13 protein-coding genes and 1 tRNA gene are annotated in these 14,040 nt (G+C 72.1%); 10 read left to right on the forward strand and 4 right to left on the reverse strand.

Annotation, left to right across the window (positions count from 1 at the left end; translation table 11 throughout):
• Nucleotides 1-94 precede the first annotated feature (94 nt).
• The 4 genes from KBX53_RS06355 (at nucleotide 95) to KBX53_RS06370 (ending at nucleotide 4,555) form a co-directional block, all read left to right on the forward strand.
• Complete coding sequence (locus KBX53_RS06355; RefSeq protein ID WP_030328768.1) at nucleotides 95-1,102, forward strand: MoxR family ATPase; 1,008 nt, start codon at nucleotides 95-97, stop codon at nucleotides 1,100-1,102.
• Nucleotides 1,102-2,544, forward strand: a complete 1,443-nt coding sequence (locus KBX53_RS06360) for a DUF58 domain-containing protein (RefSeq protein WP_030328766.1) — start codon at nucleotides 1,102-1,104, stop codon at nucleotides 2,542-2,544. Before KBX53_RS06355 ends, KBX53_RS06360 begins: the two co-directional genes overlap by 1 nt.
• Nucleotides 2,545-2,560: 16 nt before the next feature.
• On the forward strand, nucleotides 2,561-3,121 hold the full coding sequence (locus KBX53_RS06365; RefSeq protein ID WP_210858123.1) for a hypothetical protein: 561 nt from the start codon (nucleotides 2,561-2,563) through the stop codon (nucleotides 3,119-3,121).
• Nucleotides 3,122-3,223: 102 nt separating this feature from the next.
• A complete protein-coding gene (locus KBX53_RS06370; protein WP_030328762.1) occupies nucleotides 3,224-4,555 on the forward strand; it encodes an NAD(P)/FAD-dependent oxidoreductase in 1,332 nt (443 codons plus the stop codon).
• Between the two features lie 130 nt (nucleotides 4,556-4,685).
• Here the strand turns inward: KBX53_RS06370 and KBX53_RS06375 are convergent, their stop codons facing one another.
• Nucleotides 4,686-6,536: a hypothetical protein gene (locus KBX53_RS06375; RefSeq protein WP_210858124.1), complete on the reverse strand. Its 1,851-nt coding sequence runs from the start codon at nucleotides 6,534-6,536 to the stop codon at nucleotides 4,686-4,688.
• Nucleotides 6,537-6,637: 101 nt separating this feature from the next.
• Here KBX53_RS06375 and KBX53_RS06380 point away from each other — a divergent pair.
• The 4 genes from KBX53_RS06380 (at nucleotide 6,638) to KBX53_RS06395 (ending at nucleotide 8,921) form a co-directional block, all read left to right on the forward strand.
• Nucleotides 6,638-6,718 (forward strand) — tRNA-Leu (locus KBX53_RS06380).
• Nucleotides 6,719-6,825: 107 nt separating this feature from the next.
• The gene (locus KBX53_RS06385) at nucleotides 6,826-7,641 is read left to right on the forward strand and encodes a Bax inhibitor-1/YccA family protein (protein ID WP_030328756.1); all 816 of its coding nucleotides are present in this window, start codon (nucleotides 6,826-6,828) and stop codon (nucleotides 7,639-7,641) included.
• A gap of 154 nt (nucleotides 7,642-7,795) precedes the next feature.
• Complete coding sequence (locus KBX53_RS06390; RefSeq protein ID WP_030328753.1) at nucleotides 7,796-8,554, forward strand: Bax inhibitor-1/YccA family protein; 759 nt, start codon at nucleotides 7,796-7,798, stop codon at nucleotides 8,552-8,554.
• 46 nt (nucleotides 8,555-8,600) lie between these two features.
• Nucleotides 8,601-8,921, forward strand: a complete 321-nt coding sequence (locus KBX53_RS06395) for a hypothetical protein (RefSeq protein WP_030328751.1) — start codon at nucleotides 8,601-8,603, stop codon at nucleotides 8,919-8,921.
• A 7-nt stretch (nucleotides 8,922-8,928) separates the two neighbouring features.
• Here KBX53_RS06395 and KBX53_RS06400 read toward each other — a convergent pair whose 3' ends face one another.
• The 3 genes from KBX53_RS06400 to KBX53_RS06410 form a co-directional block, all read right to left on the reverse strand.
• Entirely contained in the window at nucleotides 8,929-10,191 is a 1,263-nt protein-coding gene (locus tag KBX53_RS06400) for an acetyl-CoA C-acetyltransferase (RefSeq protein ID WP_210858125.1), read from the reverse strand.
• A 78-nt stretch (nucleotides 10,192-10,269) separates the two neighbouring features.
• Nucleotides 10,270-11,082, reverse strand: a complete 813-nt coding sequence (locus KBX53_RS06405; protein ID WP_210858126.1) for an SGNH/GDSL hydrolase family protein — start codon at nucleotides 11,080-11,082, stop codon at nucleotides 10,270-10,272.
• Nucleotides 11,079-12,131 carry an SGNH/GDSL hydrolase family protein gene (locus KBX53_RS06410; protein WP_030328744.1) on the reverse strand — a complete coding sequence of 351 codons (1,053 nt, stop codon included), beginning with the start codon at nucleotides 12,129-12,131 and terminating at the stop codon, nucleotides 11,079-11,081. Before KBX53_RS06410 ends, KBX53_RS06405 begins: the two co-directional genes overlap by 4 nt.
• 150 nt (nucleotides 12,132-12,281) lie before the next feature.
• Here KBX53_RS06410 and KBX53_RS06415 point away from each other — a divergent pair, with 150 nt between their 5' ends.
• Both KBX53_RS06415 and KBX53_RS06420 read left to right on the forward strand, forming a co-directional pair.
• Entirely contained in the window at nucleotides 12,282-12,638 is a 357-nt protein-coding gene (locus KBX53_RS06415) for a YkvA family protein (protein WP_030328742.1), read from the forward strand.
• 72 nt (nucleotides 12,639-12,710) lie between these two features.
• On the forward strand, nucleotides 12,711-14,040 hold a 1,330-nt coding region (locus KBX53_RS06420), incomplete at its 3' end, for a cystathionine beta-synthase (RefSeq protein ID WP_210858127.1).

Here is a 14,040-nt window from a genome sequence, read left to right on the forward strand (position 1 = left end):
GTGAGCGCCTGTGGACGTTCCTGGAGACCCCGCCTCGCCGCACCCCGTCGCCGCGCGACCTCGCGGTGATCGTCGCCGAACTGGAGAGTATTTGATGAACGACGTGGACCGGAGCATTGCCCCCGCCGAGGTCGGGCACCTGGCCCGGGCGGTCCTGGATGCGGTCGGCACCGTCGTGGTCGGCAAACGGGACGCGTTGGAGTTGGTCCTCGCCGGCATCCTCGCCGGCGGGCACGTGCTCCTGGAGGACCTCCCGGGGCTCGGTAAGACGCTCACCGCCCGATCGTTCGCCCAGGCGCTCGGGTTGGACTTCCGTCGGTTGCAGTTCACCCCCGACCTGCTTCCCGCCGACGTCACCGGCTCCTTCCTCTACGACCAGCGCAACGGCGACTTCAGCTTCCGGGCCGGCCCGGTCTTCACCAACCTGCTCCTCGCCGACGAGATCAACCGGACGCCGCCGAAGACCCAGTCCGCGCTGCTGGAGGCGATGCAGGAGAAGCAGGTGTCGGTGGAGGGGGTGACCTACAAGCTCGACGAGCCGTTCCACGTGCTGGCCACCGCCAACCCCATCGAGTACGAGGGCACCTACCCGCTACCCGAGGCGCAGCTGGACCGGTTCCTGCTGCGGGTCTCGTTCGGGTACCCGCAGCACGAAGAGGAGTGGGAGGTGCTGCGCCGCCGGATGGGCCGTCGCCGGGAGGAGGCGGACATCAAGCCGGTGGTCGACGCGGCGACGCTGCGGGCCATGCAGGCCGCCCTGGAGGACGTGGTGGTGGAGGACTCCATCGGCCGCTACATCGTGTCGCTCACCGCGGCCACCCGGGAGCACCCGTCGGTGCTGGTCGGCGCCTCACCTCGTGGTTCGCTGGCGTTGCTGTTGCTGGCCCGGGTCCGCGCGGTGTTCGGCGGCCGGGACTACGTGGTGCCGGAGGACGTCAAGTCGGTGGCCGCGCCCGCCCTGGCACACCGGATCACCCTGCGCCCGGAGATGTGGTTGCGCCGGGTCGACCCGGCGTTCGTGGTGGGCGAGGTGCTGGAGGCGACTCCCGCCCCGGCCAGTGGCGCGCTGCCCAGCTACGCCGCCGGCGGGCCCCGGCACTGATGACCGGACCGACAGTGCCGAGGGCCACCGAAGCGGAACCGGCCGCCGGTTGGGCGCCCACCCCGGCGCTCGGCCGCGCGGTGCTGCTCGCCGGCCTGCTGCTGGTGGCCGGCGTGCTGCTGGGCAGGGTGGACCTGATCGTGCTGGCCGCTCCGTTCGCGCTGGGCACCGCGTACGCGTTGCGTCGACGGCCCACGGCGCTGCCCCAGGTCTGGATCACCCAGGGTGACGGCGGGCCGCTTGTCGAGGGCGGTGACGTGGCGGCGGCGGTGAGCGTCGGCAACCCGGACACTGTCGACTACGACCTGGTGGTGATGCGGTCCCGGGTGTCGCCGTGGCTGCGGATCGACAGGGCCGGCTTCGCCAGCGACGAGGCCGCCGGCGACGGGGCACAGAGTGCCGTCGCGGCGACCGGGGTGACCGCTCCGGGTAACAACGGGGGCCGTTCCGTCGCCGACCGACCGTTCGTGACCTCGGTGCCAATCGGTGCCGCTGTCGACCTTGAGTTGGCCGGCAGGGCCCTGCGCTGGGGCCGGCACCCGATTGGCCCCGCCGGTGCCCGGGTCGCCACGGCGGGCGGTCTGCTGGTCTCCCGGGCGGTGATCACCGAGCCGGTCCGGGTGCGGGTGTACCCGCGTACCGAGCCGTTCGAGGCGGTGGAGGCGATGCCCCGCGCAGCCGGCCTGGTCGGGGCGCACCACTCCCGCCGACCCGGAGAGGGCGGCGAGCTGGCCGGCGTACGCGTCTTCGCCCCCGGTGACCGGCTGCGCCGCATCGACTGGCGGGTCTCGTTGCGGGCCCGGCAACTGCACGTGGCCGCCACCCTCTCCGACCGGGACGCGGAGGTGGTGGTGCTGCTCGACGTGCTCGCCGAGGCGGGCCGCTCCGGTGGGGTGGACGGTGCCGCCTCGGTGCTGGACACCACCGTCCGGGCCACCGCCGCGATCGCCGAGCACTACCTGCACCGTGGCGACCGGGTGTCCCTGCTGGAGTACGGGCCGGCCGCCCGTCGGCTCCGGCCGGCCGCCGGGCGGCGGCAGTACCTCACCGTCCTGGAGTGGCTGCTCGACGTCCGGGTGCACGCGTCCGCGCACGAACCGTACGACCAGGTCTTCGGCCCGCAGTTGCTCTCCTCGGACGCGTTGGTGGTGGTGCTCACCCCGCTGCTGGACGAACGGTCGGCGCAGATGCTCGCCCGGTTGGCTCGCGGCGGGCGGTTCGTGGTGGCCGTCGACACGTTGCCGACGGACCTGGCGTCACCGAAGGACCGGGGCTGGGCCGAGGTGGCGTACCGGCTGTGGAGGCTGGACCGGGAGATCATGATCGGGCAGCTCCGCGAGCACGGCGTACCGGTGGTGCGCTGGGCGGGCGCCGGCAGCCTGGACCAGGTGCTGCGGGACGTGGCGCGGTTGGCGACGGCCCCCAGGGTGGGTGGCCGGTGAACGAAAGGTCAGTGCGGTGAACCCGGTCGTGGAGCGGGCTCGGGCCACGCGGAACGCCGTCGCCCGGATCAGCGTCGCCCCGCTGCTGGTGCGGGCGGCGATCTTCGTCATCGTGCTTGCCGGGTTCGCCCTAGCGTTTCCGGCGGAGGTGCTTTCCGGCCGGCCGATCCTCTTCCTGGCGTTCGCCGCCCTGTTGCCCGCGTTCGGGCCGCGGCGGCTGTGGGCGACCTTCACGGCGTTGGTCACTGTCGGGGGTTGGCTGCTCGCCACCGACGGGTACGGCCGTCCGGTCGCGCTCTGGCGGCTGCTGGCAGTCGCGGCCCTGCTCTACCTGGGCCACACCCTCTGCGCGCTGGCCGCGCTGTTGCCCTACGACGCGGTGGTCGACCCGGAGTTGATCAGCCGTTGGTTGGTGCGCTCGGCCGCCGTGCTGTTGGGTGCCGCCGTGTTGGGCGTGCTGCTGTTGCAGGCGGCGGGGACGGGTGGGGGAGCCGGATACCAGTGGGTCACCGTGCTGGGGTTGCTGGTGGCGGTGGGGACGGCGGCGTTGCTCGGTTGGCTCCTGCGGCGTCGGTGACCGCTGTGACCTGAGGGTTACGCAGGTCACATGGGTTGTGCTCCGTCACAGATGGGGGGCGCGAGCGGGATTACCTGAGCCGGCCGGGGAAAGATAGACAACGTGAATCCGAAGCGGATCCTTGTGGTTGGTGCCGGGCACGTCGGTCTGTACGCCGCCCTGCGCCTGTCGAAGAAGCTCAGCTCCCGTGAGGCTGAGGTCATGGTGGTGGACCCCCAACCCCACATGACCTATCAGCCGTTCCTGCCCGAGGCGGCGGCGGGCAACATCTCCCCGCGGCACTCCGTGGTGCCACTGCGGCGGGAGTTGCGCCGGTGCAAGATGGTGGCCGGCACGGTCACGCGGATCGAGCACGACCGCAAGGTGGCCACCGTGCAGCCGATCAGCGGCCCGGCCCGGGAGATCACCTACGACCACGTGATCGTGGCCCCGGGTTCGGTCTCCCGCACCCTGCCGATCCCGGGCCTGCACGAGCAGGGCATCGGGTTCAAGACCATCGGCGAGGCGATCTACCTGCGCAACCACGTGCTGGATCGGCTCGATGTGGCGGCTGCCACGCCGGATCCGGACGTCCGCCGCTCCGCGCTGACCTTCACCTTCGTCGGTGGTGGGTACGCCGGCATCGAGGCGCTCGCCGAGATGGAGGACATGGCTCGCGACGCCCTGCGCTACTACCCGGAGCTCAAGCAGGACGAGGTTCGGTGGGTGCTGGTCGAGGCGACCCAGCGGGTGCTGCCCGAGGTCGACCGGGACATGGGTGCCTACACCGTGCAGCAACTGCTGAAGCGGAACATGGACATCCGGCTGGACACCCGGCTCGAGTCCTGCGTCGACGGGGTGGTCAAGCTCTCCGACGGTGACAGCTTCCGCTCCGACACGATCGTCTGGACGGCCGGTGTGAAGCCGTCGCCGATGCTTGACGCGACCGACTTCCCGCGCGACGACCGTCGGCGGATCACCTGCCTGCCCACCCTTCAGGTGGTCGACGGTGACCAGGTGGTCGAGGGTGCCTGGAGCGCCGGTGACTGCGCCGCCGTTCCGGACCTCACCAAGGAGCCGGGCAACTTCTGCTCGCCGAGCGCCCAGCACGCGGTGCGTCAGGCCGCCCGGATGGCCGACAACATCGTGGCAGTGGTCCGGGGCCGTGAGCCGGTGAACTACAAGCACAAGCACGTCGGCAGCGTGGCGAGCCTCGGCCTGCACAAGGGCGTGGCCCAGGTGTACGGGATCAAGATGACCGGTTGGCCGGCCTGGGTGATGCACCGGACGTACCACATGAGCCGGATCCCGTCGTTCAACCGCAAGATCCGCGTGGTGGTGGACTGGTCGTTGGCGTTCTTCCTCAAGCGTGAGGTGGTCGCACTGGGTCAGTTGCACGACCCGCGCGAGGAGTTCGTCGAGGCATCCCAGCCCGTCGGTGCGCCCCGCGTCTAACCAAACTCAGAGACCCCAGACCGACTAACCCCGTCGATCTTGCACTTTCGGATGCCGTGATGCCTTTTGGTCCGTCTTGTCCGAGCGGAAAGTGCAAGATCGGCGGGGTTTTGGGTCCCGTGAGGCGTGCTCAGACCCGCCAGGTCCAGGCGTCGGCGATTCGGGTGGGCGGGCCGTAGAGCTGTTCCAGGGTTGCCCGCAGGCTCTCCGCGTGCGGAGCGTCGTCGGTCAGCGCCACGCAGGAGGCGCCCCAGAAGTCCGCGTCGCGGGCGGCCTGGCGGCGCTGCTCATCGCCGATGGCCGGTTGGTCGCCGCGCCGGGCGACATCGGCAAGCAGTGCGGAGGTGGGCTGTTTGAAGGTGCCCATCGCCGCGGTGCCGCGCCTTCCGTACGGGCCGATGAAGAAGCCTTCCGGCAGCCCGAAACCGGCGTCGGCGGCGGTCGCCCAGCGCATCGGCCAGGGCTCCTTCGGCGTCGGCAACGGCACCGGGACCAACACCCCGCCCGGTGGTACGCACTGCCGCCAGTGGCCGCCGCTGATGAATGTCGGTACGGCTGGTCGTCCGGCGGTGGGCAGCGGGGTCGGGAAGAGCGGCAGCAGCGCCACCCCGACGGCCAGTGGCACCAGCCGTCGTGCCCGACCGGAGCTACCCAGGGCCCGGTCGACAGCGAGCACCAGCAGCGTCGCGACGATCGGCAGCAACGCCAACGCGAACCGCATCGGCAACGCCCCGTCCACCACCGGCAGCCCGGCGATCAGTGCGTACGGACCGGGGATCGCCGTCCTGGTGCCGCCGAACACCACCTCGGGGCCGAGCGAGAGCGCCCCCATCACCAGGCCCGCCACGACGCAGGCGAAGACCAGCCGGCGTCGCCCGGCCCAGATCGCGCAGGCCGCGGCGACCAGCAGCAGTGGCCAACCGAGGAACGTGTTGTACTCGGCGGGGCCGGTGGTCAGCCGGGCGGACTCGGCGCTGCCGGCCACCGACAGTGGGGAGAGGGTCCACCAACTGCTCAGGTCGGCGGAGAAGTAGGCCGGGGTGAACATCCCGTCGGCGACGCCCTGCGGCCCGGCGAACTGGAACCACAGCGGATAGCCCAGCACCAGCAGCGCGAGCCCGGCGGTGATCGCCAACCCCGCGGCGAACCCGGGGAGCGCCCGGCGGGCCAGGTCCCGGTCCACCACGGCGTAGCTGATCGACATCACCAGCAGCGTGATCGCGGCGAGGAAGAGCACCTCCTCGCCGATGAAGACCTGCGCGGTGACCGCGCCGGCCAGCCCTGCCGCCGAGGTGAACAACCGTCGACGGTCCGGCCCGGTGGCGCCGGTCCCGTCGGGTGTCCCGGGCCCCGGGTCGGCCGCCCGCAGCAGCCGGACCACCAGCCAGACGATCACCGGCACCAGCCACTGGGCGGTCATGTGCAGGTGACTGTTGGTCTGCGAGACCATGCCGGGTCCGAAGCCGCACAGCCCGCCGCCGAGTGCGGCGGCCAACCGGCGGGCGCGCAGCGTCCGATGGAACAGCAGGTACCAGGCGAGGGCGGTGCCGGCGAGGTTGGCGGCGGCGATCAGCGCGAAGGTGACCGGTGCGCCCAGCAGCAGGGTGACCGGCGCGAAGACGACGCCCAGCGCGATCACCGTGGTGTTGGCCATCAGGTTGACCCCGTCGGGGGCGTTGAGCCGGTCGGTGAGCAGGTCGAAGTCGCCGAGCAGCGCGCGGGCGTCCACCGCCAGGAACCACTCGTAGAGGGTCTGGTCCTCCGGGTTGAGCGCCAGGGTGCGGGCTCCCGGGTCGGGCCACAGCCCGTGGGTGAGCCAACCGGCCAGCACCGCGAAGATCAGAGCGGCCAGCAGATCCGCCCGGTGACGCCGGACGGCGGCCAGCAGCCGGGTGGCCCGGGGCCGGCGGTTGACCTGATCGGCGAGGCGGAATGCCTGCTCAGGCGCGGCGTCGGGGGCCGTGGGGGCTGCGCTGCTCACGGCATCGACCCTAATGTGGCCAGGCCGGCGGGGTACGCCGGGTCGCCGCAGACCGGCTACGGTGACATTGCACCAGGCGTGTCGGCGCGCCGGTGTCACTCGCCCGGGTGGTGGAACGGCAGACACGGCCGCCTTAAAAGCGGCTGCCGAAAGGCGTGCGGGTTCGACCCCCGCCCCGGGCACCGGTCGACCTCACCCATTCTCATCCGTGATCTCCAAGACGTGACTGCGCCGTTTACTCTTGGAGGGCACGTTCACGTGCACACGACCCCCTGAGGGAGGCCAGACAGTGAAGACCTCGAACCCGGTGCTCGCCCGGCTCGGCCAGGCGGCCGAGCGGGAGCGCTCCGCCGGGTACGCCCCGGCCGGGCCGTACGGACAGCCCGGCATTCCCCAGCAGTACCCGTCCCAGGCCGGTTACCCGGCCGCGCCGCCGACCGTGGCGCCGATGACCGTCGACGACGTGGTCGTCAAGACGGTCGCTCTGCTCGGCATCCTCGGCATCACCGCCGCGGCCGCCTGGGTGCTCGTGCCCGACGCGTTGGTCGGTACCGCCTGGATCGGCGCGGCGGTGGTCGGCCTGGTCCTCGGCTTGATCATCTCGTTCTCCCGGATGGCCAACCCGGCGCTCGTGATCGCGTACGCGGTCGTCGAGGGTGTCTTCGTCGGCATGGTCAGCAAGGCGTTCGAGACGGCCTACGACGGCATCGTGCTCCAGGCCGCCGCGGCCAGCTTCGGCATCTTCTTCCTGATGGCGATGCTCTACCGGGCGAAGGTCATCCGGGCCACCCCGGCCTTCGTCAAGGGCATGATCGCCGTGATGGTCGGTCTCTTCGCCGTCATGATGATCAACCTGGTGCTGGCGCTGTTCGGCGTCAACACGGGCCTGCGTGACGGCAGCCCGCTGGCCATCGGCTTCAGCCTGGTCTGCATCGTGGTCGCCTCGCTGAGCTTCGTGCTCAGCTTCAAGGAGATCGAGGACGGCGTCCGGATGGGCCTGCCCCAGCGCTACTCCTGGACGGCCGCGTTCGGCATCCTGGTCAGCCTGGTCTGGCTCTACATCGAGATCCTGCGCCTGCTGAGCTACTTCCAGGGCGACGACTGACCTCGTCCGCACTGCGACCGGCGCCCGCCTCCAACGTCGTTGGGGGCGGGCGCCGTCGTCCGCGCCGTTTCCCCGCCGCCGCCGGCCCGCCCGGGGCAGAGTGACTGCGAGGCTTTGACACAAGCCCTGGGGTACGCGGGTGGAGGAGGCGACGGTGCGCAGCAACAACCCGGTGCTCAACCGGCTGGACGAGGCCGGCCGGGTGGAGGCCCGGGTGCTCGGTTCCCGTGACGTCGAGCCGATGACCGTCGACGACGTGGTGGTCCGTACCGTCGGGTTGCTGCTGGTGACCGGCGTCGCCGCGGCGGTGTCCTGGGCGGTGATTCCCGACGCCGTGTGGCTGGGTGCCGCGTTGGCCGGCAGCGCGCTCGCCTCGATCGCGCTGGTCCTGGTCATCTCGTTGCGGGGAATCACCAACCCGGTGCCGATCGTCGGCTACGCCATCCTGCAGGGCCTGCTGCTGGGGGTGGCGAGCCGCACCTTCGAGCAGGTCTATCCGGGCATCGTGGTGCAGGCGGTGGCCGGCACCTTCGGCGTCTTCCTCGGCATGGCGGCGCTGTACCGGGCCCGCGTGATCCGGGCGACGCCCCGGCTGGCCCGCCTGGTGATCGGCACCCTGCTCGGCATCGCCGTGCTCAGCGTGGTCAACCTGGTGTCGTACCTGATCAGCGGGCGACCGGGCCTGGCGGGTTACAGCGTCAGCGGGGAGGTCGGCTGGGTGCCGTACGCCATCTCGGTGGTGGCCATCATCGCCGGGGCGTTCAGTTTCATCCTCGACTTCGATCTCGTCGAGCGTTCGGTGCGCGACGGTCGAGCCCGCCGGTACGCGTGGCTGAGCGCGTTCGGCCTGCTCACCGGGTTGGTCTTTCTCTACTGGCAGCTGCTGCGGCTGCTCAGTTACCTGCGCCGCTGACCGGCCCGAACAGCAGCGGCAGGCGTCGGCCGTAGACTCGGCGGCGATGAGCGCAGCGGAGTTGGACAAGGCCGTGCGGTTGCTGGTCGGTCAGATCGCGCACTGGCAGCAGCCGAGGTGGGCGGCGGCCGCGACCGCCGGCAACGTGTCCCGCGCCGACCTCGTGCACCGCCTGGTGCAGGAGGTCGCCAACCTGGCGGCCGACGCCGAGGGGCAGCCCCGGCGGGTGGTGCCCCGGCTCGACAACGACCTGGCCCTGCCCGACCAGCTGCGGGTGGTCACGGCGGACCTGTTGGCCGCCGACCCGGGGGCCGAGGCGCTGACCCGGGCCGCCGCCGAGGTGACGGCGACCCGCAGCGCGCTCTGAGGGCGACTCAGCTGAGCCGTTCGAGCACCATGGCCATGCCCTGGCCGCCGCCCACGCACATGGTCTCCAGACCGATGGTCTTGTCGTGCCACTCCAGCGCGTTGAGCAGGGTGCCGGTGATCCGCGCGCCGGTCATGCCGAACGGGTGGCCGACAGCGATGGCCCCACCCATCACGTTCAGCTTCTCCTCGGGGATGCCCAGCTGGCGGTAGGAGGGGATGACCTGCGCGGCGAACGCCTCGTTGATCTCGACGAGGTCGACGTCGTCGATCGTCATACCGGCCCGGCGCAGCGCCTGCCGGGACGCCTCGACCGGCCCGAGGCCCATGATCTCCGGCGACAGGGCGGTCACACCGGTCGAGACGATCCGGGCCAGCGGGGTGATCCCGAGCTCCTCGGCCCGCTGGGCACTCATCACCACCACTGCCGCCGCACCGTCGTTGTGCGGGCAGCAGTTGCCGGCGGTGATCCGACCGTCCGGGCGGAACACCGGCTTCAGACCGGCGACCGCGTCGAGGGTGACGCCGGCCCGGGGCCCGTCGTCGGTGCTCACCACAGTGCCGTCCGGCGCGGTGACCGGGGTGATCTCCCGGGCCCAGAAGCCGTCGGCGATGGCCTTCTCGGCGAGGTTCTGGCTGCGTACGCCGAACTCGTCCATGTCGGCGCGGGTGACGTCGTACACCTGGGCCAGGTTCTCCGCGGTCTGCCCCATGGTGAGGTAGATGTCGGGCAGCTCACCGGCCTCGCGCGGGTCGGTCCACACCTCGGCGCCGCCCTGCGCGCGGCGCTTCGAGCGCTCGCCGGCCGCCGCGAAGCGCGGGTTTTCCCAGCCGCCGCCGACCAGTGCCTGCGCCTCGGGCGGCAGCCCGTCGGAACTGCCCCGGGCGTAGCGGGAGACCATCTCCACGCCGGCGGAGACGAACACGTCGCCCTCGCCGGCCCGGATCGCGTGCATCGCCATGCGGGTGGTCTGCAACGAGGAGGCGCAGTAGCGGGTCAGCGTGGCGCCGGGGACAGTGTCCAGGCCGAGGAGGGTGGACACCACCCGGGCCATGTTGAAGCCCTGTTCGCCGCCGGGCAGGCCGCACCCGAGGTAGAGGTCGTCGATCGTGGTCGGATCGAGCGCGGGGATCTTGTCCAGCGCGGCTCGGACGATGGTCGCGGCGAGGTCGTCGGAGCGGACATCGCGCAGGGAACCCTTGTGCGCCCGGCCGATGGGGGAGCGGGCGGTGGCGACGATGACGGCGTCGCGGGACGACTCAATCGGCATGGACCAACGTTAACCCGCCGGTAACATGCGCGGAAGAAGCCGGCACAGCGGGAAATGTCACCAGTGGCCGGCGACGATCTAGCGCCGGGTGGTGGCCGCCGCCGCGGCGACGATGGCGGGCAGCAGCGCGTGCGCCCACACCCGGTAACCATCGGCGGAGGGGTGGAAACGGTCCGGGCAGAGCGTCCCCGCATCGGCCCGGAACACCGGCCCGGTCTCGGTGCCCAGGTCGACCACCGAGCCGCCCGCCTGCAACACGGCGCTGGTCTGCGCGCGGGCCACCCGACGCCCGGACCAGCCGACCACCTGGCGCAGCGGGGGAGCGATCGCACGCACCGCGCCGAGGTCGGGGCAGGTGCCCACGACCACCTCGACGCGCGCCTCACGCAGCCGGTGCACCGCCGCACCGAGGTAGGCCGCCGCGTCGGCGGGCCGGCGCAGCCCGGTGGCGTCGTTCGCGCCGATCAGGATCAACGCCACGTCGGGCCGCTCACCGAGCAGGGCCCGGGCCACCTGGGTGGCGAGGTCGGTCGAGCGGGACCCGGACACGCCGACGCTGGACAGGTGCACCCGGCGGCCGGTCGGGCCCTCGGCGAGCAGGTTGGCCAACTGCCCGCCGATGGTGTCCTCCAGCCGGTCCACACCGACACCGAGTGCCGACGAGTCACCCAGCAGCACCAGTCGCAGCGGAGGAGCGCCCGCCCGGCCGATCGTGGCGCGCAGGGCCAGGCCCAGCTCCGGTTGGGCGTAGCGTCGGTGCCGGGCGACGAACGCCTCACCGGCGAGGACGGCGGCGCCTCCGACAGTGCCGGCGAGCAGCGAGAACGCCGCCGCCCGACCCAGCCGGCCGGCGAGGCCGGAGGTCACGCTCCGCGCGCTGCGCTCGTTCATGCCAGTCCCTCCACTGTCGAGGTGTCCGAGGCGGACCCGTGCTGCGGCACCGCACCGACACCGAAGAACGCCCGTCGGCGCAGCTGCGCCCACCGGCCGGCCGGCCCTCGGTCGCGGCCCCGCACCTGGACGCCGCTGACCTCCGTGCCGGCGTGTCGAGCCGCCTCCTGCGCGGCCTCCGGCAGCGACCGTACGCCGTCGCCGCGCATCGGTGTGGCCCGTCGTTCCGGGGTCGCGCCGAGGGCGGAGAGCATCGTCGGCAGGAGCGCGGCGGCAGCCATCGCGTACCCCTCGGCGGAGGGATGGAACCGGTCCCAGGCGAACATCCGGGTCGGCTCGGCCGCGAACCGGGGGCCGAGCAGGTCACCGAGGGAGACCGTCCAGCCGCCCGCCTCGACCACTGCCACCGTCTGGGCGGCGGCGAGCTGGCGGCTCCAGCGGTGCGCCAGCCAGCGCAGCGGTGGCTGGATCGGGCGGATCGCGCCCAGGTCGGGGCAGGTGCCGACGACCACCTCGCACCCGGCGTCACGCAGGGTGTGCACCGCCTCGACCAGGTAGCGCACCGCGAGGCCGCGCGGGGTGCGGTTGGTGATGTCGTTGCCGCCGATGAGGATCACCGCGATGTCGGGCCGGCACTCCAGCGCCGCCTCCACCTGGTGGCGTAGCGCCGCCGAGATGGCGCCGACCACCGCGAAGCGGTGCAGCTGAACCGGCCGGTGCAGTCGACGGGACAGGCCCGTGGCGAGCAGCGCCCCAGGCGTCTCCCGGCGGCGGTGCACGCCGTAGCCGGCCGCCGACGAGTCACCGAGCACCACCATGGTGAGCGCCGGGCCGGGGAACTTCGCGCCGTACATCCCATCGCAGCGGGGTGGCGGCGCCTCGGCCATCGGGATGGTCCGTCGAGCCTGCCGGGCCTGGCCGACCAGCACCCCGCCGGTCGCCACCACGGCCGCCGCGGTGGCGCCTGTCCCGATGGCTGCCAGCCGGACGAACCGCCGGGCCTGCCGCCAGCGATCACTACCGGGTACGACGGAATCTGCCACCCCCATACCGCGACATTATCGCGCTGGTCCGACACCCCGCTGTCGTCGTGACGGCACCCGGGTGCCTGGAACCCGACGCGACGGGGTATCTGAATGGGAGAGGCCGGCCGACTTGCGCCGACCCGCCACGCTGATCCGGCGGAGAGGAGCGCGACGATGGGTAAGACACTGAAGCGCAGCGCGGCGTTCACGGCCCTGGCGCGGGCCCTGGCGGCGGGGGCGCGCAACGGGCCGTCGATCGGCACCCGGTTGGCCGCGTTGCCCCGGATGATCCGGGCCACCGCCAAGGGGGAGTACGACGGCGGCCTTCGGCTGGCCCTGATGACCGCGGCGACGGCGTACATCGTCTCGCCGATCGACCTGCTCCCGGAGATCCCGTTGGCGATCTTCGGGCTGGCCGACGACGCGGTCATGGTCACCTGGCTGGCCGGCAGCGTGCTCGCCGAAACCGATCGCTTCCTGGAGTGGGAGGCCCGTCGCAGCTCGGTCATCCCCGGGGGGTTGGTGCCCTGACGACACGTACGCTGGGCGGCGAGGAACCGTCTTCCCGGTCGCCACCGTCGGCACCGCAACGAAGGGCACACCGTGCAGTACTACGACAACGTCGTCGACATGATCGGAAACACCCCGCTGGTGCGTCTGCGTAACGTCACCGAGGGCATCCAGGCCACCGTGCTGGCCAAGGTGGAGTACGTCAACCCGGGTGGTTCGGTGAAGGACCGGATCGCGCTGCGGATGGTGGAGGACGCCGAGGCTGCCGGTCTGCTCAAGCCCGGCGGCACCATCGTCGAGCCGACCAGCGGCAACACCGGTGTCGGGTTGGCCCTGGTGGCCCAGCTCAAGGGCTACCGGTGTGTGTTCGTCTGCCCCGACAAGGTCAGCCAGGACAAGCAGGACGTGCTCCGGGCGTACGGCGCCGAGGTGGTGGTCTGCCCGACCGCCGTCGCGCCGGAGGACCCGCGCTCGTACTACAACGTCTCGGACCGGCTGACCCGGGAGATCCCCGGCGCCTGGAAGCCCAACCAGTACAGCAACCCGGCCAACCCTCGGTCGCACTACGAGACGACCGGCCCGGAGCTGTGGAAGCAGACCGACGGCGAGCTCACCCACTTCGTGGCCGGCGTCGGCACCGGAGGCACCATCTCCGGCATCGGCCGCTACCTGAAGGAGGCCTCCGAGGGTCGGGTGCGCGTCGTCGGGGCCGACCCGGAGGGCTCGGTCTACTCGGGCGGCACCGGCCGTCCGTACCTGGTGGAGGGCGTCGGCGAGGACTTCTGGCCGGAGACGTACGACCGGGGCGTCGCCGACGAGATCGTGGAGGTCTCCGACAAGGCGTCGTTCGAGATGACCCGGCGACTGGCCCGCGAGGAGGGGCTGCTGGTCGGTGGTTCCTGCGGGATGGCGGTGGTCGCCGCGCTGGACGTCGCCCGCCGGGCCGGCCCGGACGACGTGGTGGTGGTGCTGCTGCCCGACGGCGGCCGAGGCTACCTCTCCAAGATCTTCAACGACTCGTGGATGGCCCGGTACGGCTTCCTCGACAACTCCGGCGCCGAGCCGACGGTGGCCGACGCGCTGGCCAGCAAGCCGGGCGGGCTGCCTGAGCTGGTGCACGTGCACCCGACCGAGACGGTCCGCGACGCGATCGACTACATGCGCGAGTACGGCGTCTCGCAGCTGCCGGTGCTCAAGGCCGAGCCACCCGTGGTGACCGGTGAGGTCGCCGGCTCGATCGCCGAGCGGGACCTGCTCGACGCGCTGTTCACCGGTCAGGCTCACCTGCACGACACCATCGAGCGGCACATGGGCGACCCACTGCCGATGATCGGTGGGGGTCAGCCGGTGAGCGAGGCGGTCGGCATGCTGGAGAAGTCCGACGCGGCGCTGGTCCTGGTCGACGGCAAGCCCAAGGGTGTCC

It is taken from the genome of Micromonospora sp. M51 (assembly GCF_018070305.1).
GTDB classification, from domain to species: Bacteria; Actinomycetota; Actinomycetes; order Mycobacteriales; family Micromonosporaceae; genus Micromonospora; species Micromonospora parva.